The organism is Pseudomonas helvetica, from assembly GCF_039908645.1.
Lineage (GTDB): Bacteria > Pseudomonadota > Gammaproteobacteria > Pseudomonadales > Pseudomonadaceae > Aquipseudomonas > Aquipseudomonas helvetica.
Genome location: NZ_CP150917.1, coordinates 4,374,620 through 4,396,100 on the forward strand (window position 1 = coordinate 4,374,620; position 21,481 = coordinate 4,396,100).

Below are 21,481 nucleotides of genomic sequence, written 5' to 3' on the forward strand. Positions count from 1 at the left end.
ATAGGTAGAGTTATGGAGCAAATGATTGCATCGTTAGCAGGCTAAGTTAACTCAGCATTAACAAAAAAGCCCTGCAACCAAGGAAGGTGTGCAGGGCTCTGGATTCAGCGATCAAGCGTAGCTCAATACTGATTCGGCTCCATCTCCAGCTCGACATTGAAGCGCTCGGCGATGTCTCTCTGGATCCGCTGTGCCAGGTTAAGCAACTCAAGCCCGGTGGCCGTGCCGTAGTTGACCAGCACCAGCGACTGCAAGCGATGCACGCCGGCGTCGCCGTCACGAAAGCCTTTCCAGCCCGCCTGCTCGATCAACCAGCCAGCCGCCAGTTTCACCCGGCCATCCGCTTGTGGATAACCAACCAGGCCCGGATGCTCGAGGCGAATTTGTGCCGCCAGCGCTGCCGATACCAACGGGTTCTTGAAGAAGCTGCCGGCATTGCCGAGCACCGCCGGGTCAGGGAGTTTCTCATTGCGAATGCTGCAAATCGCCTGGCTGACATCGGTCGCAGTGGGATGATCGATGCCTTGCTCGGTCAGGCGCTGACGAACCGGGCCGTATTCCAGATGCAGATGCTCGACGCGGTTCAGGGCAAAACGCACCCGCAGGATCAGCCAGCGACCGACTTGCTGCTTGAACAGGCTGTCACGGTAGGCAAAGTTGCACTCGGCCAGCGTGAAATCGCGCAGCTCGCCGGTCTGGCGGTCCAGCGCGGTCAGACCGGCGAACACATCCTTGATCTCGACCCCATAGGCCCCGATGTTCTGCATCGGCGCGGCACCGACGGTGCCGGGGATCAGGCTGAGGTTCTCAAGGCCCGACAGGCCCTGCGCCAGTGTCCATTGCACAAACGGGTGCCAGCTTTCACCGGCCTCGGCTTCGATCACCACCTGACTGCCGTCGTCGCTCAACACCCGAATACCACGGGTGGCCATGCGCAGCACCAGCGCGGCAATGTCTGCGGTCAACAACAGGTTGCTGCCACCGCCAATCACCAGCAGCGGCACAGCGTGCGCCGCCGAATACGCCAGCGCCTCGCGCACATCGGCATCACTGTGGGCTTCGGCGAACCATTGCGCGCGCACGTCCACGCCAAAGCTGTTATACGGCTTCAGCGAAACCTGCGATTGCAGGTGCAAAGTCATAAGCGTCCCTTCAATTCAATCACCAGCAAATCGCTGGCGCGCTCGATCAGGTCCAGCACCTGCTCGAAGCCTTGATCGCCGTCGTAATAAGGATCCGGTACCTCATCCACGCTCGACTCATAGCGGCGCAGGAACAAATCCAGCTCCGCCCTGCCCTTGGCCGGTTGCAACGCCTTGAGGTTGCGCAGGTTGCTGTGGTCCATGGCGAGGATCAGGTCATAGCTGGAAAAGTCGGCGCGCGTGACCTGTTGAGCACGTTGCGCAGACAAGTCATAACCACGGCGCAACGCGGCGGCCTGGCTGCGCTTGTCCGGCGCCTTGCCGACGTGCCAGTCGCCGGTGCCCGCAGAAGCCACTTCGACCTGATCGGCCAGACCCGCTTCACGCAGTTTGTGTCGCAGCACACCTTCAGCCGTGGGTGAACGGCAGATGTTGCCCAGGCAGACGAACAGAACCCGCATCAGGCCTCCAGCAGGCGACGAACGCGCTCGAGGTCTTCAGCCGTGTCGACACCCGGTGGCGGCGCAATCAGTGCATCGGCAACGTGAATCCGCACACCGTGCCAGAGCGCTCGCAGCTGCTCCAGACTCTCGGTGTTTTCCAGCCAGCATGGGCCCCAGCTGACGAAGTCATGCAGGAAACCGGCGCGATAGGCATAGATCCCGATGTGCCGACGGTAAGGAACGCCAGCCGGCAATTGCTCGCGGCTCTTGGCGAAGTCGTCACGCGCCCACGGCAAGGTCGCGCGGCTGAACGTCAGCGCCAGGCCATTCAGATCGCTGACGACCTTGACCACGTTGGGGTTGAACAGGGTTTCAACGTCTTCGATCGGCTCGGCCAGAGTCGCCATGCGCGCTTCGGTATGGGCCGCCAGGTTGGCCGCAACCTGATCGATCACACTCGGTGGAATCAACGGCTCGTCGCCCTGCACGTTGACCACGATAGCGTCCGGCGCCAGGCCCAGTTGGGCAGCGACTTCAGCCAGACGATCGGTGCCGGAGTTGTGGTCCTCGCGAGTCATCACCACTTCAGCGCCAAAGGCCTTGCAGGCCTCGACAATGCGCGCATCGTCCGTGGCAACCACCACCCGTTGCGCACTGCTTTTGCTCGCCTGTTCCCAGACGTGCTGGATCATCGGCTTGCCGGCAATCATTTGCAGAGGCTTGCCCGGCAGACGGGTGGAAGCAAAACGCGACGGAATCACAACGGTGAAGGCAGTGCTCATTTATCCAGACGCTCTTCTGCCGTCAGGGTGCGCGCTTCGCTTTCGAGCATCACCGGAATGCCATCACGAATCGGATAGGCCAGACCGGCGCCTTTGCTGATCAGCTCGGTTTTATCGGCGCTGAGCTTGAGCGGACCTTTGCAGATCGGGCAAGCGAGGATGTCGAGCAATTTGGTGTCCATGAGCATTCCCTGGATAAAAGCGTTTTAAGGCAAAAGCCGTGCGGGCAACAGCCGCATCAACTGCGTGTCGAACCAGGCCACGAAGGCCGGCGATGGCGCAGCATCGACCGTCAGATACCACCAGTCAGCGGCCGCGAAGGTTCGGCATTTCACCGCATCCTTCTCGGTCATCACCAACGGTAGCGACGGTGTGAAATTCAAGGCCGCCGCGCTGTATTCGGCGTGGTCGGCAAAAGCATGTGGAACAGGCTGCCAGTGTAGCGTTTCAAGGGTATTGAAGAAACGTTGCGGATTACCGATTCCGGCCACCGCGTGCAAGGCCTGGCCAGCAGGGAAATGCTCAAGCGAGCGCCGTTCGCCCGTCAGCAGGTTGACCAGCGCGGTCGGTCGCAGCTGGAAGGCAAAGCCGTCGTCGCGATCTGCCGTGGCACCGTTGTAGAGCAGCGCATCGACGCTTTGCAGGCGTTCGACCGGCTCACGCAGAGGGCCAGCCGGCAGGCAGCGCTTATTGCCCAGTCCGCGTGCGGCATCGATCAGCACCAGCTCAAGATCGCGTGCCAGACGGTAATGTTGCATGCCATCGTCAGACAGAATCAGATCCAGCGGCTCAGCGGCCAGCAGTGCCTGCACGGCGCGACTGCGATCTGGGTCAATCATCAATGGCACGCCGGTGCGCTGGACGATCAACAACGGTTCGTCGCCTGCGATGGCCGCGCTCTGCCCGGCGTCGACCCGCCAGGGCAATTGCGGCGGTTTGGCGCCATAACCGCGACTGACCACACCAACCCGCAAGCCGCTGCGCTGGCAGTGTTCGATCATCCACAGGATCAACGGCGTCTTGCCGGTACCGCCCACCGTAATGTTGCCAACCACGATCAGCGGCACCGGTGGCTGGTAGATCTCGCCCTGGCCGGCCAGAAACCGTTCGCGCTTGGCCGTGACCACGCGCCGGTACAGCCACTCCAGTGGCTGCAACAGTTTCAGCGCCGGATGACCGGCGTACCAGGCGGCGAGCAAGCGATCGGACATGGCCATCAGGGTGCCGGCGCCGCCTCAACGGTGGTCATGCGCAAGTGGGTGAAACCCAGCTTGCCCGCGGCATCCATCGCCGTGACGACGGCCTGATGCTGGGTTTTGCCATCGGCGCTGATCGACAGCGGCGAATTGGTGTCGCCATTCGACTCCTTCTTCAAGGCGTCGATCAGGCTGGCCAGATCGTTCTTCGGCAACAATTGGTTGTTGACCGAAAACACGCCGTCGGCGCTGATGGCGATGTCCAGTTGCTTGGCCTGCTGGTCTTCGGCAGGTGACCCGCTGACAGCTTCCGGCAGGTCGACGCGCAGCTGGGTTTCCCGGGTAAAAGTGGTGGTCACGACGAAGAACAGCAGCAGGACAAACACCACGTCGATCAGCGACACGAGGTTGATGTCCACGTTCTCCCGTTGCTTACGGCGGAATTTCACGCTTTGCCCTCAGCCAGATCGACGTCACGGTCGCCCTGCACCACTTCAACCAGCTTGATGGCTTCCTGCTCCATGCCCACGACGAGTTCATCGATGCGCCGTTGCAGGAACCGGTGGAAGAACACCGACGGGATACCGACGATCAGGCCTGAAGCCGTGGTGATCAAGGCTTTGGAAATACCGCCGGCCAGCACCGCTGCGTTGGTGGTCATGCCGGTGCTCATGAACGAACTGAAGATATCGATCATGCCCAACACCGTGCCGAGCAGGCCGAGCAACGGCGCCATGGCGGCGATGGTGCCCAGCGCGTTGATGTAGCGTTCCAGCTCGTGGATCACCCGGGCGGCGGCCTCTTCGATGCACTCTTTCATGATCTCGCGACCATGCTTGGAGTTGGCCAGGCCCGCGGCGAGGATCTCGCCCAACGGTGAGTTGGCGCGCAGTTCCTTGAGTTTTTCCTTGTTGAGTTGCTTGTCCTTGATCCAGACCCAGACCTGCCCGAGCAAATGCTCCGGGGTCACACGGCTGGCCCGCAAGGTCCAGAGACGCTCGGCAACGATCGCCATTGCCGCGATGGAACTCAGAATGATCGGCAGCATCATCCAGCCGCCGGATTTGACCAATTCCCACACAGTGACAGTCCCCTCGAAAAAGTCCGCCACTTTAACATACAGACTCGACAGAGAGACCCGACACGCCACAGACCGTGTGTCGCATGGCGCGCCGCGCTGATGACCGGTGGTTATTGGCTGACCAACGGCGGTGCACGCCAGAAACGTGGTTGCTGGCGCAGTGACTCGGGCGCCTCGAACGCCCCCAGACGCAAACGCAAGGCGCCCTGCTCGGCGCTGTCATAAACCTGCATACCCAGCTTGCGATAACGCGCCAGCACTTGCGGATGCGGATGACCGAACGAATTGTCGTGCCCACGAGAAATCAACACAGCCTTGGGTGCCAACGCGGTGAGAAAGGCCATCGACGATGAGCTGCGACTGCCGTGATGCGGCGCTTGTAGCCAGTCGGTCGCGACCGCCAGCGGACTTTCCAGCAACGCCTGCTCGGCCCAGGCGTCGATGTCGCCAGTCAACAACAGACGCTCGCCGTTGGCTTCGATCTGCAGGACGCAGGACTTCTGGTTGCTCTCACTCGCCCCGGACCATTGCCAGAGCGTAAAACCCACACCGTCCCACTCCCAGCGCTGACCGCTCTCGCAGGCCTGCGCGTACAACTCGGCCGGCAGGGCTTCGGGATCACCGCTGAGCACCTGCGCCACCGGCAATCCGCGTGCGACCGAGCGCGCGCCACCGGCGTGATCGGCATCGGCATGACTGATCAACATCACCTCCAGCTTGCGCACACCGAGCTTGCGCAACGACGGCAACACCACCCGCTCGCCCAGATCGAAATCACCGAAACGCGGACCAGCATCGTAGAGCAACGTGTGATGACGCGTGCGGACCACAATGGCCAAGCCCTGGCCGACGTCCAGTTGCCAGATTTCAGCCATGCCGTCAGGTACGGATCTGAGTGGCGGGAGCACCATCAACAGCAGCATCGGCCAGCCCAACAACCGCATGGGCAGGCCTTTGGGTAACAACAGCAGAAAAGCGCCCGAAGCACTTATCCCCCAGACCCAAAGGGGAATCACCGGGGCAACCCATGCCGGTATCCGCCCGGCCACCAATGCCAGACCGTTGAACAGCACGTCAAGCAAGCCGCCGGCCAGCCACAACAGCCCCTCGCCGATATAAGGCAGCGGCAACAGCAACGTCCCGAGCAAAGCCGGGGGCAACACCACCAGGCTGATCCACGGCACGGCCAGCAGATTGGTCAACGGGCCACTGAGACTGATGGGCAAACCGAGTATCAGCAGCAACGGACACAAGCCAATCGCGATCAGCCATTGCGCCCGCGTCCAGGTTTGCCACCAGCGCCAGGCGCCCAAACGGCCGCCGAAGGTAAAAATCAGCACCGCCACCGCTGCAAATGACAACCAGAACCCCGCCTGCAAACTGGCCAACGGCTCAAGCAACAACACCGTATTCAACGCCAGCAGCAAAGGCCACCAGGCCCCCAGATGACGAAACCGCAGGCGCCATAACAGCACCAGACCGATCATCACGCAGGCCCGGCGCACCGGCACCTCGAAACCGGCGAGCAACCCGTAACCGAGCGCCGCCGCGAATGCCATGCCGCAGGCCCACGGCAGCCAAGGCAATCTCTGCGGCCACAATCCATAACGCGCCAATCCGGCAATCAGCAGATAAACCATTCCGGCCAGCAAACCGATGTGCTGCCCGGAGATCACCAGCAAATGCACGGTGCCGGTGTCTTGCAACGCGCGCCAGTCTTCGCTGCTCAACCCAGAGCCGTCGCCCAGCACCAGCGCCGCCAACGCCCCCTCTCGCCCTTGTGCATCGACCGCCAGCAAACGCTGGCGAACAGCATCACGCCAAGCCCCTTGTGCAGGCCGGAGCAACTGCCCGTCCTTGACGCTTCCCGTCGCGCCGATGCGTTGTGCCAACAGCCAAGCGTCGTAATCAAAGCCCTGCGGATTGAGCAGGCCTGTGGGGCGCTTCAATTTCACCGCCAGTCGCCAGCGCTCGCCGCTGTTGACCGTCGGACCGTCGTACCAGGCCAATCGCATTAAACCCGGCAAGCGTGTGCGCCGCGATTCGCTATCGGCCAACTCGAAACGCACCACGCCTTGCGCGTTCTGCGGCAAGCCGACGACTCGTCCTTCGACCCAGCGGGTTTGCCCGTCGAGGTCCGGCGCCAAACGATCCGCCAAGGCCCAGTGCGCACTGGCACACGCCCAGCTGAAACCGAACAGAAAAAACGCCAGTGGGTACGTGCGAAATGGCAACAGCATCAATGCCAGTACGGGCAGCAACAGCAGTAACCAGACCGGTGGCAACACCGGTAAAAAACGCAAGGCCAACAGACCCAACGCGAGCGCCAACATCCCTGTGCGCATTAGCCTGTCCTTGAGAGTCCCCTCTCTTGGATTAGCCGAGTTACCACAGTCCGCATTTATTAATTGTCACAAAGTCTGAACGGGCGCTCCGTAGAATCCGGGCATACTTGCCGCTTGAACCGACCGAGAAGCCTTATGCCCCGGCGCTTATTCAAACGTTACATGCCAGACCCGACCAGCATCCGGGAACACAAATCCTTACGCTTTCTCGGCACGCTGCTGCACGACCCGAACCTCTGGCACCTCAATCGGCATTCGGTTGCGCGCGCCATGGCCATTGGCGTGTTCGCCGCATTTCTACCGATTCCGTTGCAAATGCTGGTGGCGGCAATGCTCGCCATTTGGCTGCGCGGCAATATTCCGATCGCCGTGAGTCTGGTCTGGCTGACCAACCCGATCACCATGCCCGTGGTGTTTTACTGCACCTATCAGACCGGCGCCTGGCTGATGGATGTCCCCGCCCGCAGCCTGCCGGATGAGCTGACCTGGGAATGGATCAGCGGTGAGCTGTCGACTCTTTGGCAACCGTTTCTACTGGGCTCGGTGGTGACTGGCCTGGTGCTCGGCGCGTTGGCCTACTGCCTGACCATGACCTACTGGCGCTGGTGGGTCGGTCGGCAATGGACGCGGCGCAGGCAGAGTCGGATGTAGAACGCAATAACGGCACCTTTGAGGTGCCGTTATTGATTCCGTTACGCGCGTTTATATTTGCCGACTCAGCCCCCGTCGGAGGCTACAGCACCTTGCGTAGCGACCTACACCTACGCCAGAATCCGCCGGCTTGTGCGCTTTGGTCCTCGCTTCTATTGTTCTCCTGTCGCTGCCCATCAGCGATCGGGTTTAGCAGCTCGGAGGTTTCACGTAGGTGCACTGCACTTCAGAAATTCAGGTATTCCATCCCTGAACTCTATGGTGGCTGTGCGCAGGGCACCCTCGGGTGCGCCGGTTTTTCGTGATTCCTCCCGGTCTGCTAACCTGCGTACAGCCGCCACCCTTTCGTTTAGCAGCGAATCGGTGGTAGCTCCAAAGAGGAAATTACAACAATGTTCAAACCAACTCCAAATCCGCCCGAAACCGATCCGGTTTCTCCCTACGCCTCCCTCGATTCAAAAGAACTCCACTCCGCCGCGCACCGTGCGCTCGATCATTACCTGGTGCTACCCGAGACCAAGCAGTTGTTAGCCGACCGACGCCCCGGCTGCATTTTTGTCATCGCCCCCGACATCGACAGCGAAACCCTGCTGGCCCACGCCTGCGAGACCCTCGCCTCGGTCAATGTCATGGCCAGCGATCTGGCGTTTGAACTTGAAGGCCCCAAACGCAATACCGCACTGGCGATTCAACAGATGATTTCTCTGGCCGAGTTGGCGGTGAATCGGGCGCTGGATCACCTCGATCCACCGGACTCACCGCAGTAGCACGCCAACACGCTGATCGTTCCCGCGTGGGAACGATCATCAATAAACAAAGGCCTCCACTTGGGAGCAACGCTGGAGGCCTGAGAAGTATCTGTGGCGAGGGAGCTTGCTCCCGCTGGACTGCGCAGCAGGCCCAATTCAGGGCCGCTTCGCGCCCCAGCGGGAGCAAGCTCCCTCGCCACAACTGCGGATGTGCCTGAAACATCGGCTTAAGTGAACAGCATTATCCACTTGGGAGGCCGTTTTTTGTGTAGTACCCATCTTTTGCAGTGCTGGCAAGCTCGCTCCCACAAGGATCGAGTTTGCCGCAGGTTAGGTGCGCATCCCGCGTCCGCTGACCAGCAACCGCGCGCAACCGATGTACAGCACCACGGTTGCCACCAGCATGAAGGTAATGGCGATGCTGATCTTGATGTCCGAAACGCCGAGGATGCCGTAACGGAAAGCGTTGACCATGTGCAGCACCGGGTTGGCCAGCGACACGGTCTGCCAGAACGGTGGCAGCAGGCTGATCGAATAAAACACCCCGCCCAGGTAGGTCAACGGCGTCAGCACGAACGTCGGGATAATCGAAATATCGTCGAAGTTGCGTGCAAAAACCGCGTTGATGAAACCCAGTAGCGAAAAGATCGTTGCCGTCAGCAGCACCACCAGCAGGGTAATCCCCAAATGGTGCACTTGCAGGTGAGTGAAGAACAGCGAAAGCAGCGTCACGATCACCCCCACCGCCAGGCCACGCAGCACTCCGCCCACGGTGTAGCCGATCAGGATGGTGTGCGGCGAAACCGGTGAAACCATCAGTTCTTCGATGGAGCGTTGGAATTTGCTGCCGAAAAAGCTTGAGACCACGTTGCCGTAGGCGTTGGTGATCACCGACATCATGATCAAGCCCGGCACGATGTATTCCATATAGGTGAAGCCACCCATATCACCGATTTGCCGGCCAATCAGATTACCGAAGATCACAAAGTACAGAACCATGGTGATGGCTGGCGGCAGCAGGGTCTGCGGCCAGATCCGGGTAAAACGCCGGACCTCTCGATAAACAATGGTATTGAGCGCAACGAGGTTGGGTTTCAGTTCGGAACTCATACGGCCACCTTCGCCAGATTTTTCTCCACCAGAGACACGAACAACTCCTCAAGGCGATTGGTTTTGTTGCGCAGGCTCAGCACTTCGATGTTCTGCATGGCCAACTGACCGAACAACGCGGTAATACCGACGGCCTTGTCGACCTGGACTTCCAGGGTGTGGCTGTCGACCAGGCGAGTCGGATAGCCGATCAACTGCGGCGCCACCGTCATGTCGTTCTTCAGGTCCAGCAGGAACGTCTCGACATGCAGCTGGCTGAGCAGGTTACGCATGCTGGTGTTTTCGACGATGGTGCCGTGGTCGATGATGCCGATGTTGCGGCACAGCTGCTCAGCCTCTTCCAGGTAATGCGTGGTGAGGATGATGGTGATGCCTTTCTGGTTCAGCTCGGTGAGGAAAGTCCACATCGAGCGACGCAGTTCGATGTCCACGCCGGCAGTCGGTTCGTCGAGGATCAGCAGGCGCGGTTCATGCACCAGCGCACGCGCAATCATCAGTCGACGCTTCATGCCGCCCGACAGTGAGCGTGACGGCACATCGCGCTTGTCCCACAGGCCGAGCTGAGTCAGGTATTGCTCAGCGCGTTCCTTGGCGATTTTGGGCGGGATACCGTAGTAACCGGCCTGGGTCACGACGATGTCGAAGGTCTTTTCAAACTGGTTAAAGTTGAATTCCTGCGGCACCACGCCGATGCAGCGCTTGAGCCCCGCCGGGTCGCGGTCCAGGTCGTGGCCAAAGATATTCACCGTTCCGCTGGTCTTGTTCACCAGGGTCGAGAGAATGCCGATGGTCGTGGATTTGCCGGCGCCGTTGGGGCCGAGCAAGGCGAAAAAGTCACCTTCGGCGACATCCAGATCGATACCACTCAAGGCCTGGAAACCGTTGCCGTAGGTTTTGGTTAGCTGCCGGATGGACAGAGCAGAACTCATATCGGATTTACGCACCAAGAAGGAAAGTCAGGAATAAATAAGAGCGGGCGGCGACCCATGCAACCGCGGCGCATGAACGCAATGGTGCTTGGCGACGCCGCACAAGTACAGTCAAGTGTGTTGATAGTCAGTATTAAGTCAACGCGGTCATGACAGCTTTTTGATAAGCCGGACGTTGCTTCAGTCGCGCATACCAGGCTTGCAGATGAGGCATTGGCGCTCGCTCGATGGGCATCTCGAACCAGGCATAGATAAAGCTGCCCAACGGAATATCGCCCGCGCCGATCTCGTCGCCGGACAAATACGGCTTCTGCGCCAATGCCTGGTCGACCATCGACAGCAATTGCTCACAGGTTTTCTGCGCCGCGTTGATCGCCACCCAATCCTGCTGATCGGCCGGGGTGCGCAATACGCCCCAGAACACCTGGCGGAAAGGTTCGGCAAACGACGAAGTGGTCCAGTCCATCCACTTTTCCGCGCTCGCCCGGGCCTGCACATCGGCCGGGAACCAGTTCGAACCCGCTGCGTGACGGGCAGCCAGGTAACGCACGATGGCGTTGGATTCCCACAGCACAAAACCGTCGTCTTCAATCACCGGAATGCGGCCATTGGGGTTCATCGCGCGATATTCCGGTGTGTCGACCACACCAAAAGCCCCGCCCGCATCCTGCGTTTCGTAGGTCAGCCCGAGCTCTTCGGCGCACCACAGTGCCTTTCTGACATTCGACGAATTTTTCCGACCCCAGATCTTCAGCATGACCGCTCCTCGATGGATGAATGCCGAGGCAGTCTACGCCCCGGATCAGCCGCGACTCAAATCGCTCTGCATGTCGCCCAACAGGGCTGGCGACTGCTCACCGAACAAATGCGGGTAGAGTTTTTCCAGGTACTCGAAGAAGAACGCTTCGGGCACGTCGGCGAACTGGCCATGGTCGACCAGGTACTCCATCGACTGCAGCCCCTGGCGATTGAACGGGTGGAAGACGCTGTCATTGATCCCGTCGAACTCCAGCGCCGGTACATCGAACAGCTCACAGAGCTTCTGGTTGAACGCCGGTGTGGCCTTGACCCAACGCCCCTGCAAATACAACTCGGTGTAACCGTGCATGGCGAACACGTCACTCTTGAGCAACTCGATCAAGCGCGGGGTCGACAGGTGATTGCGCACATCCGCAAGACCGATCCGCGCGGCGATCCCGCAGTGCCGCGCGCAACCGGCCAGCAAGGTGGCTTTGGGTACGCAGTAGCTCTCACCGGTGGCCAGCGCATAACTGCCACGCAAGGTCGCGGGATCACGGCTGAAGGTGTAGGGGTTGTAGCGCACCGCTTCACGCACGGCGTAATACAGGCTCACCGCCTGCTCGACCGGATCACGGCTGTTGCCGCGGTGCCGTTCAGCGAACTCCACCACCGCTGGGTGGTCACTATCGATGAAGCGGCCGGGGCTCAGGTACTCGTGCATGAGAACAATCTCCTGGAGAAGCCCTGAGTCTATCGGCAGACCCAGCACAGAGATAACGACGTTTCGGCCAAATACGAGAGCTTGTCGCACGCTCAGCGGAGCTTTTTTACAGCGTCCGCCAGCGCTATCACTCACGAAATTCACCGCTGTTTCCCACGATTTCAAACACATCGCTCTGACCACCCTGTTTTGCAGATGCCGTCTAAGCTCTGAAGGTGGTTTTGACCCTGGCTTCACGGAGGATTGAATATGCTGTTGTTGTGGATACTGGTTCTGGTGGTCGGGATTGCCTGGCTGGCTCACCGCCGCATCGCGCCCCTGCCCGCCCTGGGTATCGTGGCGGTCTATCTGCTGGCGATGGGAATCTTCAGCCACGCTCGAGGCTGGCTGCTGCTGATTTTCTGGATCGTGCTGGCCGTCGTCGCGGCGCCACTGCTGCTGCCCGACCTGCGGCGCAAATATTTCAGTGCCCCATTGTTCAACTGGTTCCAGAAAACCCTACCGCCAATGTCGCAAACCGAACGCGACGCCATCGATGCCGGCACCGTCTGGTGGGATGGCGAGCTGTTCAGCGGGCGTCCGGACTGGAACAAACTGCTGTCCTATCCCAAAGCGCAGTTGAGCGAAGAAGAACAGGCGTTCATCGATGGCCCGACCGAGGAGCTCTGCGCCATGGTCAGCGACTGGCAGATCGGCCAGGCGATGGACCTGCCGGCCGAGGCTTGGGCGCACATCAAGCAGAATGGTTTTTTTGCCCTGATCATCCCGAAGGAGTTCGGCGGCAAGGGATTTTCCGCCTACGCCCACTCGCAAGTGGCGATGAAACTGGCCACCCGCAGCGGCGACCTGGCATCGACCGTGATGGTGCCCAACTCCCTCGGCCCGGCCGAACTGTTGCTGCATTACGGCACCGATGAACAACGCAACCATTACCTGCCCCGTCTGGCGCGTGGCGACGACATCCCGTGTTTCGCGTTGACCGGCCCGCTGGCCGGCTCCGATGCGGGCGCTATGCCTGACACCGGGGTGATCTGCAAAGGTGAATGGGAAGGCCAGGAAGTCCTGGGGCTGCGGCTGAACTGGGAAAAACGCTACATCACCCTCGGCCCGGTCGCCACCCTGCTCGGCCTGGCGTTCAAGGCTTATGACCCGGATCATCTGCTGGGTGACGAGGAAGACCTTGGCATCAGCCTCGCGTTGATCCCGACCGACACCGCCGGTGTGGACATCGGTCGACGCCACCTGCCCCTCGGCGCCGCGTTCATGAACGGCCCGAACTCCGGCAAGGACGTATTCGTGCCGTTGGACTTCCTCATCGGCGGCCAGGAGATGCTCGGCAAAGGCTGGATGATGCTGATGAATTGCCTGTCGGTCGGGCGTTCTATTTCGCTGCCGGCAGTCGGCACCGGGGCGGCCAAGTTCACCAGTCTGGTGACCGGCCAATACGCTCAGGTTCGCGAGCAATTCAACGTGCCGCTGTCGGCCTTCGAAGGGATTCAGGAAGCGCTGGCACGTATCGGCGGCAACGCCTGGATGATGGACGCCGCGCGGATGCTCACCGCCAACGCGGTGGATCTCGGCGAGAAACCTTCGGTGCTCTCGGCGATTCTCAAGTATCACCTCACCGAACGCGGTCGCGAATGCATCAGCCACGCCATGGACGTACATGGCGGCAAGGCGATCATCATGGGCCCCAACAACTACCTCGGGCGCAGCTGGCAAGGCGCGCCGATCTTCATCACGGTGGAAGGCGCGAACATCCTTTCGCGCAACCTGATGATCTTTGGTCAAGGCGCGATCCGTTGCCATCCGTTCGTGCTCAAGGAAATGGCCCTCGCCGGCCGTGAAGACAAGGACCAGGCACTGAAGGAGTTCGACGGCCTGCTGCTCAAGCACATCGGTTTCGCCGTGAGCAACGCCGCCAGCACGTTGGTACTGAACCTCGGCTTCGGGCATTTCGAACAGGTACCTGGAGACAAACTCAGCCAGGGCTACTTCCGCGCCCTCAACCGTCAGGCCGCGGCATTTGCCCTGCTCGCTGACCTGAGCATGATGCTGCTGGGCGGTGAACTGAAACGTCGCGAGCGTCTGTCGGCCCGACTCGGCGATGTGCTGAGCAACTTGTACCTGGCCTCCGCCGCCCTCAAGCGTTACCACGACCTCGATTCCCCCGAACACATGGCGCCGCTGTTTACCTGGGCCATGGAAGAGAGTCTCGGCCAGTCGGAACGGGCGCTGGATGAACTGCTGAGCAACTTCCCGAGCAAGGTCCTGGGTTGCCTGATGCGAGTCATCGTGTTCCCGTTCGGTCGCCGTCACAAAGGGCCGTCGGACACACTCGGCGCCGAAGTGGCAGCGGTCATTGGCCGTGCCAAAGGCGATCCGACGCTCGAAGAGTTGCTGGGGGGATGTTACCGGCCACAATCAGTCGATGACCCGGTTGGTGCCCTGCAACATGCCTGCAACTTGCTGAGCGCCGCCCAACCGCTGCAGAAAAAAATGCACTTTGCGCTCAAGAGCGGGCAGTTCAAACCGGGTGCCGGGGAGCACGTCATCGACGCCGCCCTGGAGGCCGGCGTGCTGCAAGCCGCAGAAGCACATACCCTGCATGAGGCCGAAACCGCGCGGCGCAAAGTGATCGACGTCGATGACTTTTCCAAGGAGCAACTTGAACTGGCGCAGGGCAAGACCCGCTAACGCGGTGGCTCATCCGGCGGGTCAATGATGAAAAGCGGGCGCTGGAGCTATATACTCCGGCGCCCGTTTTGCTTTTGATCTAGAGGACTCCCGTTATGCTCGACCAAATTCTCGTCCAGCTCGACCTCCTGCGCAGTATCCTGGTCGCTGTCGGTGAAGCCGAGCAGGTTCCAGACGAAAGTCATGCCTTGTTCCTGGAACGCTTCGACGAACTGCGTGCGTCGCTGCCAATCGATCCGATCGAAAGCCAATACCTGGGCCAGGACATTATTTGTCAGGTCATCACCCGTTATCCGCAAATTGCCCACCTGGTCCCCCGCGACCTGTTGTGGTATTTCGCCGGCGACTGCCTGCATTACATGCCCGACGATGAAATCGCCCTGTATCAGGCACTGGAAGAACGTCGTTACGAAGCCGAACAGAACGACGAACCGTTCGACTGGAATCAGGAAAAACAACTGCTGGCCCTGTCGAACCAGGACAGCAAGCACTGATCCCGGATCAGAAATACAAAAGGCCCGCATGGTTAAACATGCGGGCCTTTTTTTGTGGCATTGCCGAATGACTCGGTGGCTTGCTCGCGAAAGGGCCTTCAGACTAATCCATCGCTCTCCGGCAACTCATACGCCGCCGCGACCTTGCCCGGACCACTCAATTTTCCCGGTTTGCCCAGCGTCGGCTCTTTCTCCAGACACTCCACCAGGTAATCGATAAACACTCGAAGTTTGGGCGGCAAATAGCGCGTCGGTGAATGTAGCAACCAGGCGCCGCCATGATAGGACGCCAGAAAGGTCCAGTCCGGCAGGACTTGCACAATCAACCCTTGTTCAAGCGCATGACGCGCCGTGAAGTACGGCAAGCTGCCAATGCCGATATGCTGCAGAACTGCCTCCAGCCGCACGCCAGTGTGATTAGCGGCGTACCGGCCACGGACACCGACGGTCACTGCTTTGGTACCTTTCTTGAACTTCCAGCGTGCATCGCTCGGTGTTTCGCCCAGATAGATACAGCTGTGATTGAGCAAGTCATGGGGATGAGTCGGGGTTCCGTGTTCCGCCAGGTATTGCGGGGTCGCGCAGAGTAAATGATCGATGGTCAATAATTGCCGGCCGACCAGGCCGGCCGGTGGGCGATCCGTAATGCGGATCGCCAGGTCAACATGATCGTCGATCAAATCGATCTGACGATCCTCAAGCAGCAGCTCTACATCGACTTTGGGATAACGACGCAGAAATTCCGGCATATGCGGATGGATCACGAATCGCCCCACCGCCTTCGGTACGCTGACCCGCACCAGCCCTTCAGCTTCATGGGTGAACTGGCCACTGATCTCCATCACTGACCGAGCGGCGCTGACCATTTCCTGACAGCGCTTGAACACCTCTTCGCCACCGTCGCTCAAACGCAACTTGCGTGTGGTCCGCTGCAACAACCGCGTGGCCAGCGCCTTCTCCAGGCGCGAGATGCTGCGACTCACTGCCGAAGGCGACGAGCCCAGCTGTCGAGCAGCTTCCGAGAAGCTACCGGTCTCGACAACCTTGACGAAAATCGCCATTTCACCCAGCAACGGCAGCGGTAGATTTATGCTCACAGCGCAACAGTCCTTTGATGTTTGAACGGATTATCACGCAATTCCAGCCTTCATATAATAAAAATAGAAACTTTAATAAGGGCATGGAATATGACGTATCGCCTCTTTTTCCATAGCGATGATCTCAGCGCCAATGTGGAAGTCCTGGATTGCACGCCCTCCGAGAACGAGTTCGCCGTGGTGCTGCGCGCTACCCTGTTTCATCCCCAGGGCGGTGGCCAACCGTGTGATACCGGCTGGATCGGCGAAAGCCAGGTCACGCGGGTCGTGCAAGAGCAGGGTCGTATCGTGCACTACGTCGACCGACCGGTAGGCCCGGGCATGACCTCAATCAAGGTCGACGAACAACGCCGTCAACTTAATACCCGCCTGCATTCGGCCGGCCATTTGATCGGGCACTTCCTCGAAACCAAGGGCTGGACACCAATCAAGGCCCATCATTGGCCGGGCGAAGGCAAGGTCACCTTCACACCCGGTGAAACGTCCCAGGAACTGGAAGCCGAAACGATCCAGCAAGCCCTCGCCCAGTGGATCGCCACCGATCTGCCACGCCTGACTACGCTGCGCGAAGGTTCGCGTGAAATCGGCTTCGGTGAACTGCCCGCCTACGGCTGCGGCGGTACCCATGTAAGGCGCCTGCAGGAATTAGGCACAGTCACTATCGCAGCCCTTTCGCAGAAGAAGGGCACGCTTTCGGTCCGCTACGAGGTGGGCTGAATCATTCGGCGATGCTGCGCCCACTGCACGACATTGCCTGATGCCAGGCGCCTGCACTCGCAGGCCCAATGACTTTCTATGGATGGACCTGACACATGAAAAAAACCACCTCGCACTCTCCAGAATCCCCAGATGCTCCACCAACCGACACCGTCGATCTGTCCACGTGTTCCAAAAGCACTCCACGCCTTGTCAGCGCCCGTCCACGTAATCCAGACCGCCCCGCCCCAATCAGCCACATCTTCACCATCGTCCCGAATATCGACACCGAATCTCTGCTCTGTCATGCCAGTGAAACCCTCGCCTCCCTGAACGTCATGACCACCGACCTTGCCGGGGAACTGGAAGGTTCGCGCCGCAACGTAGCGTTGGCCATTCAGCAACTGGCGGTGCTGGGCGAGTTGTTGATCAATCGAGCGCTAGACAATCTGGACTTACCCGAAGGCATGCTTGAAGTTCCATTAATCAAATAACGCTAAATGAGGGATGGTCCTGACCCTCTTCGACGGGCGCTTGATTCTGTCGATGTGAATCGTGCCCGCTCGGAGACGTCCCCTCTGTAGGAGCATGGCTTGCCCGCGATGAACGATAATGCGGTTTATCTGGTGGACCGCATTGTGCCCATCGCGGGCAAGCCTTGCTCCTACAAGGGCCGGGGGCGTTACTTGAGGTTGCCGCTGAGGAACTGCTTCAGGCGTTCGCTCTTCGGGTTACCCAGCACGTCTTCAGGCGCGCCCTCTTCCTCAACCCGCCCCTGATGCAGGAACAGCACCTGATTCGAGACTTTACGGGCGAAGCTCATTTCGTGGGTCACCATGATCATGGTCCGGCCTTCTTCGGCCAGGCCCTGGATCACTTTTAGCACTTCGCCCACCAGTTCCGGGTCCAGCGCCGAGGTCGGTTCGTCGAACAGCATGACTTCCGGCTCCATCGCCAGTGCGCGGGCAATCGCTACCCGCTGCTGCTGACCGCCGGACAGGAACGCCGGGTACTGATCCGCCACGCGAGCCGGCAGGCCGACCTTGTCCAGATAACGCCGGGCGCGATCTTCGGCGTCTTTCTTGCTGACACCCAACACCCGGCGCGGGGCCATGGTGATGTTTTCCAGCACGGTCATGTGGCCCCACAGGTTGAAGTGCTGGAACACCATCGCCAGACGGGTGCGCAGTCGTTGCAGCTCGGCATCGTCGGCCACGTGCATGCCATGGTGATCCTTGACCATCCGGATCTGCTTGCCGTCCAGGCTCATCGCGCCGTCGTTGGGTGTTTCAAGAAAGTTGATGCAGCGCAGAAAGGTGCTTTTGCCCGAGCCGCTGGCGCCGATCAGGCTGATCACGTCACCGGTTTTGGCTTTCAGGGAAACGCCCTTGAGCACTTCGTGGCTACCGTAGCTCTTGTGTAGTTCTTCAACAGTCAATTTGTACATGTGCGCAAGCATCCTCTAAGGGAAAATGGGTCGCCGCTGCGTAGACGTCGCAAGCGGCGACAAAGCCCGTGGCCTGATGAGTGGCCGTACAGAGCGCTAAGTCCTAGTGAGCCGGGCCCAGAAAAGCCAGCCAGCGACGTTCGGCAATGCGGAACAGTCCGACCAGCGCAAAGGTCACCAACAGGTAGATCAGCGCGGTAATGCCGAACGATTGAAAGGTCAAAAAGGTCGCCGAGTTGGCGTCGCGAGCCACTTTCAAAATGTCCGGGACGGTGGCGGTGAAGGCCACGGTGGTCGAGTGCAGCATCAGGATCACTTCGTTGCTGTAGTACGGCAACGAGCGACGCAGGGCCGATGGCATGATCACGTAGGCGTACAACTTCCAGCCCGTCAGACCGTAGGCCTTGGCGGCTTCGACTTCACCGTGGTTCATGCTGCGAATCGCTCCGGCGAAAATCTCCGTGGTGTAGGCGCAGGTGTTCAGGGCAAAGGCTAAGATGGTGCAGTTCATCGCATCGCGAAAGAACGCATCGAGCAGCGGCTGCGCACGGACCGCGGCCAGGCTGTAGATCCCGGTGTAGCAAATCAGCAACTGGATATACAGCGGCGTACCGCGAAACAGGTAGGTGTAGAACTGCACCGGCCAGCGTACGTAAAGTTTGTTGGAAACCCGGGCAATCGACAGTGGAACCGACACCAAGAAACCGATGAAGATCGAGGCGCTGAGCAGCCACAACGTCATGGCCAGGCCAGTGATGTGGTAACCGTCGCTATAGAGGAAGGGCTTCCAGTAGTCCTGCAGTAATTCGATCATCGTACAGCCTCCCGGGAACCTGCCGCGTAATGCCGTTCGAGCCAGCGCAGGACATAGTTCGATGCGCTGGTGATCACCAGATAGATCAGCGCCGCCAACACCAGAAAAAAGAACAGTTGATAGGAGCTTTTACCGGCGTCCTGAGCAGCCTTGACCAGGTCCGCCAGGCCGATGATCGACACCAGCGCGGTGGCCTTGAGGATCACCATCCAGTTATTGCCGATGCCCGGCAGGGCGAAGCGCATCATTTGCGGGAACACCACGAAGCGAAAGCGCTGGGCACGGCTCAAGCCATAGGCCGTGGCGGCTTCCATCTGTCCGCGGGGCACAGCTAGGATCGCGCCGCGAAAGGTCTCGGTGAAGTACGCGCCGTAGATGAAACCCAGGGTGATGATCCCGGCGGCGAATGGATTGATCTCGATGTATTCCCAGCCCAGCGCCTCGGTGAAACTGGTCAACCAGGTTTGCAGGCTGTAGAAAATCAGCAGCATCAGCACCAGGTCCGGCACGCCGCGAATCAGCGTGGTGTAGAGCTGGGCCGGAATCCGCAACAGTTTGACGCTGGACAGTTTGGCACTGGCGCCGATCAGGCCGAGCAGAACGCTCAACAGCAGCGACAGTATCGATAGCTTGACGGTCATCCAGGAGCCTTCCAGCAACAGAGGGCCGAACCCCTTCAAGCTGAATCCGGAGAGCCCGAGTGTCTGCAAAAGTGCTTCGAACATAATTCAGGAACCTATCGCGATAAAAAAGCGCCCGTCCCGAGGACGGGCACCGGGGCCTTACTTGCCGCTGTAGAGACTCAAATCACCGAAGTGTTTCTTCTGGATCGAGTCGTAGGTGCCGTCATCGTGGATCGCCTTGATGCCTTTATCGAGAAGGGCCTTGAGCTCGGTGTTGCCTTTGGCGATACCCACCGCTGTTTTAGCGGGCAACAACTCGCTGTCGATCGGCTGGCTGACCTCGTAATCAGCCCCTTGCGGCGACTTCAAAAAGCTCAGCTTGGCTTGCAGCATGTCCTGGATCGTGGCGTCGAGGCGACCGGACATCAAGTCCGCGTAAACCTGGTCCTGGTTGGCGTAGGCCTTGGTTTCTACCCCGGCTTTGTCCAGTACGGCCTTGGCGTAGGCTTCCTGAATGGTGCCTTGCTCGTAGCCGACTTTTTTACCCTTGAGCGAGGCTACGTCAGAAACGCTGGAGCCTTTCTTGTAGACCAGAGCGGTCGGGCCGGAGAACAGCTCGCTGGAGAAGTCGATGACTTTCTCACGGGCCGGGGTCACGGTCATGGAAGAGATTACGCCGTCGAATTTGTTGGCCTTCAGGCCTGGAATCGTGCCGTCGAAATCGCTCTCGACCCATTTGCACTTGACCTTCAGCTCGGCGCAGATCGCGTTACCCAGATCGATGTCGAAGCCCACCAGGCTGCCGTCGGCCGCTTTGGACTCGAACGGAGCGTAGGAAGGATCAACGCCAAAACGCAGCTCTTTGTACTCTTTGGCGGTGGCTACGCCTGCGGCCATGCACAGTGTCAAAGCAGAAAGGGTCAGCAATGTTCTTTTCATTATTATCAATTCCTAAAACCATTACGGGCGCTTGTGGCGCATGGGTGCTGCTACTGGAATGCGTGTGACGCTGTAAACCTGAACCTCAAGTACGTGCTTTAAAGCCATCTTGTGCGTCAGCACCTTCGGGTACCTCTTACGCACACACACTTACTTGTACATACAAGCATATGCAATCAACCAGCCAACTCGCTGAACGGCCGCTGAAGAAAACTTTTTAAGCAACAGGAAGGCGTCTGGAACGGGCCTTTGGGAATGATCAAAAAAATCTTGAGGGTGGCCGAGCCGCTTTCGTGAATGTTACCGGAGCCACGTTTTTGCGTCGTATTGGTGCACCCGGTAACAATTTGAAAGGGCACATTGCGTGTGGAAATACCCCGTCATGGGGCCAACTCGCGGGTGAGAGCACAACTCGAAAAACAGCAACGCGCCCACATTCGCACAGAAGTTTTTCTTCTAAACAATGGCGCTTTGCCTCGGTTGAACTACCTTCAAGCAAAGAGCAAATCATACGGTTTTGAGTTGTCCACGTTTTGTTCAGCGATCAGATAGCGAATTGGCAGAAGGAGATACCTCACTATGATCCTGGCTGGCGTTTTTCTGCTTTGTGGCCTGATTGCCAGTTGTTTTTTGGGGGAACCACGTCGGCTGACAGCCCTGTTTATAGCCACTGTTGCTGTCGAGCCTGGGCATATCGCTCCGGTCGGTAGCCTGTGCGAACCAAACAAGGTTGGCAAAAAACCTCGAGTGTCCCGAGCCCAGGTATCTGGATCACTAACGACAG

The 21,481-nt window shown here is 59.5% G+C and carries 23 protein-coding genes; 6 read left to right on the top strand and 17 right to left on the bottom strand.

Translation table 11 applies throughout. The features are described from left to right. Nucleotides 1-122: 122 nt before the first annotated feature. The 8 genes from murB to AABM55_RS20355 all read right to left on the bottom strand — a co-directional run bounded on the left by murB (nucleotide 123) and on the right by AABM55_RS20355 (nucleotide 6,989). Nucleotides 123-1,142, bottom strand: a complete 1,020-nt coding sequence (gene murB, locus AABM55_RS20320) for a UDP-N-acetylmuramate dehydrogenase (RefSeq protein ID WP_347927558.1) — start codon at nucleotides 1,140-1,142, stop codon at nucleotides 123-125. Beyond that, nucleotides 1,139-1,603, bottom strand: coding sequence for a low molecular weight protein-tyrosine-phosphatase (locus AABM55_RS20325; protein WP_347927559.1), 465 nt, complete (start codon nucleotides 1,601-1,603; stop codon nucleotides 1,139-1,141). The genes murB and AABM55_RS20325 overlap by 4 nt, the downstream gene beginning before the upstream one ends. Continuing rightward, complete coding sequence (gene kdsB, locus AABM55_RS20330) at nucleotides 1,603-2,367, bottom strand: 3-deoxy-manno-octulosonate cytidylyltransferase (RefSeq protein WP_103317684.1); 765 nt, start codon at nucleotides 2,365-2,367, stop codon at nucleotides 1,603-1,605. The genes AABM55_RS20325 and kdsB overlap by 1 nt, the downstream gene beginning before the upstream one ends. Continuing rightward, nucleotides 2,364-2,549, bottom strand: coding sequence for a Trm112 family protein (locus AABM55_RS20335; RefSeq protein WP_019689343.1), 186 nt, complete (start codon nucleotides 2,547-2,549; stop codon nucleotides 2,364-2,366). The genes kdsB and AABM55_RS20335 overlap by 4 nt, the downstream gene beginning before the upstream one ends. Before the next feature lie 24 nt (nucleotides 2,550-2,573). Beyond that, nucleotides 2,574-3,584, bottom strand: coding sequence for a tetraacyldisaccharide 4'-kinase (lpxK, locus tag AABM55_RS20340; RefSeq protein WP_019689342.1), 1,011 nt, complete (start codon nucleotides 3,582-3,584; stop codon nucleotides 2,574-2,576). Continuing rightward, the gene (locus tag AABM55_RS20345; protein ID WP_019689341.1) at nucleotides 3,584-4,012 is read right to left on the bottom strand and encodes a biopolymer transporter ExbD; all 429 of its coding nucleotides are present in this window, start codon (nucleotides 4,010-4,012) and stop codon (nucleotides 3,584-3,586) included. Before AABM55_RS20345 ends, lpxK begins: the two co-directional genes overlap by 1 nt. Further along, nucleotides 4,009-4,644, bottom strand: a complete 636-nt coding sequence (locus AABM55_RS20350; protein WP_019689340.1) for a MotA/TolQ/ExbB proton channel family protein — start codon at nucleotides 4,642-4,644, stop codon at nucleotides 4,009-4,011. Before AABM55_RS20350 ends, AABM55_RS20345 begins: the two co-directional genes overlap by 4 nt. 110 nt (nucleotides 4,645-4,754) lie before the next feature. Beyond that, a complete protein-coding gene (locus tag AABM55_RS20355; RefSeq protein ID WP_347927562.1) occupies nucleotides 4,755-6,989 on the bottom strand; it encodes a DNA internalization-related competence protein ComEC/Rec2 in 2,235 nt (744 codons plus the stop codon). 135 nt (nucleotides 6,990-7,124) lie between these two features. Between AABM55_RS20355 and AABM55_RS20360 the strand changes: the two genes are divergently transcribed. Together AABM55_RS20360 and AABM55_RS20365 are read left to right on the top strand one after the other, a co-directional pair. Further along, entirely contained in the window at nucleotides 7,125-7,640 is a 516-nt protein-coding gene (locus tag AABM55_RS20360; protein WP_347927564.1) for a DUF2062 domain-containing protein, read from the top strand. A 392-nt stretch (nucleotides 7,641-8,032) separates the two neighbouring features. After that, nucleotides 8,033-8,407 (top strand): DUF6124 family protein, encoded by a 375-nt coding sequence (locus tag AABM55_RS20365; RefSeq protein WP_347927566.1) that lies wholly within the window; start codon nucleotides 8,033-8,035, stop codon nucleotides 8,405-8,407. A gap of 312 nt (nucleotides 8,408-8,719) precedes the next feature. Here AABM55_RS20365 and AABM55_RS20370 read toward each other — a convergent pair whose 3' ends face one another. From AABM55_RS20370 to AABM55_RS20385, 4 genes are all read right to left on the bottom strand, one after another. Then, a complete protein-coding gene (locus tag AABM55_RS20370) occupies nucleotides 8,720-9,499 on the bottom strand; it encodes an ABC transporter permease (protein ID WP_019689336.1) in 780 nt (259 codons plus the stop codon). Continuing rightward, nucleotides 9,496-10,428, bottom strand: coding sequence for an ABC transporter ATP-binding protein (locus AABM55_RS20375; RefSeq protein WP_054593365.1), 933 nt, complete (start codon nucleotides 10,426-10,428; stop codon nucleotides 9,496-9,498). Before AABM55_RS20375 ends, AABM55_RS20370 begins: the two co-directional genes overlap by 4 nt. 133 nt (nucleotides 10,429-10,561) lie before the next feature. Further along, entirely contained in the window at nucleotides 10,562-11,185 is a 624-nt protein-coding gene (locus AABM55_RS20380; protein WP_054593366.1) for a glutathione S-transferase family protein, read from the bottom strand. A 45-nt stretch (nucleotides 11,186-11,230) separates the two neighbouring features. Next, nucleotides 11,231-11,890: a transglutaminase family protein gene (locus AABM55_RS20385; RefSeq protein WP_347927569.1), complete on the bottom strand. Its 660-nt coding sequence runs from the start codon at nucleotides 11,888-11,890 to the stop codon at nucleotides 11,231-11,233. A gap of 249 nt (nucleotides 11,891-12,139) precedes the next feature. Here AABM55_RS20385 and AABM55_RS20390 point away from each other — a divergent pair, with 249 nt between their 5' ends. After that, a complete protein-coding gene (locus AABM55_RS20390) occupies nucleotides 12,140-14,587 on the top strand; it encodes an acyl-CoA dehydrogenase (protein ID WP_347927571.1) in 2,448 nt (815 codons plus the stop codon). 95 nt (nucleotides 14,588-14,682) lie between these two features. Continuing rightward, on the top strand, nucleotides 14,683-15,081 hold the full coding sequence (locus tag AABM55_RS20395) for a PA2817 family protein (RefSeq protein ID WP_054593369.1): 399 nt from the start codon (nucleotides 14,683-14,685) through the stop codon (nucleotides 15,079-15,081). Nucleotides 15,082-15,179: 98 nt separating this feature from the next. Here the strand turns inward: AABM55_RS20395 and AABM55_RS20400 are convergent, their stop codons facing one another. Then, nucleotides 15,180-16,178, bottom strand: coding sequence for a LysR family transcriptional regulator (locus AABM55_RS20400; RefSeq protein WP_347927573.1), 999 nt, complete (start codon nucleotides 16,176-16,178; stop codon nucleotides 15,180-15,182). A 90-nt stretch (nucleotides 16,179-16,268) separates the two neighbouring features. Between AABM55_RS20400 and AABM55_RS20405 the strand changes: the two genes are divergently transcribed. After that, complete coding sequence (locus AABM55_RS20405) at nucleotides 16,269-16,895, top strand: alanyl-tRNA editing protein (protein ID WP_347927575.1); 627 nt, start codon at nucleotides 16,269-16,271, stop codon at nucleotides 16,893-16,895. 95 nt (nucleotides 16,896-16,990) lie between these two features. Next, nucleotides 16,991-17,368: a DUF6124 family protein gene (locus AABM55_RS20410; RefSeq protein ID WP_347927577.1), complete on the top strand. Its 378-nt coding sequence runs from the start codon at nucleotides 16,991-16,993 to the stop codon at nucleotides 17,366-17,368. A gap of 188 nt (nucleotides 17,369-17,556) precedes the next feature. Here AABM55_RS20410 and AABM55_RS20415 read toward each other — a convergent pair whose 3' ends face one another. The 4 genes from AABM55_RS20415 to AABM55_RS20430 form a co-directional block, all read right to left on the bottom strand. Next, nucleotides 17,557-18,321, bottom strand: a complete 765-nt coding sequence (locus AABM55_RS20415) for an ABC transporter ATP-binding protein (protein ID WP_019689330.1) — start codon at nucleotides 18,319-18,321, stop codon at nucleotides 17,557-17,559. Between the two features lie 103 nt (nucleotides 18,322-18,424). Then, nucleotides 18,425-19,135 carry an ABC transporter permease gene (locus tag AABM55_RS20420; RefSeq protein WP_054593373.1) on the bottom strand — a complete coding sequence of 237 codons (711 nt, stop codon included), beginning with the start codon at nucleotides 19,133-19,135 and terminating at the stop codon, nucleotides 18,425-18,427. Beyond that, nucleotides 19,132-19,860: an ABC transporter permease gene (locus AABM55_RS20425; RefSeq protein WP_054593374.1), complete on the bottom strand. Its 729-nt coding sequence runs from the start codon at nucleotides 19,858-19,860 to the stop codon at nucleotides 19,132-19,134. Before AABM55_RS20425 ends, AABM55_RS20420 begins: the two co-directional genes overlap by 4 nt. A gap of 57 nt (nucleotides 19,861-19,917) precedes the next feature. Next, on the bottom strand, nucleotides 19,918-20,697 hold the full coding sequence (locus tag AABM55_RS20430) for a transporter substrate-binding domain-containing protein (protein ID WP_054593375.1): 780 nt from the start codon (nucleotides 20,695-20,697) through the stop codon (nucleotides 19,918-19,920). Between the last annotated feature and the right edge of the window lie 784 nt (nucleotides 20,698-21,481).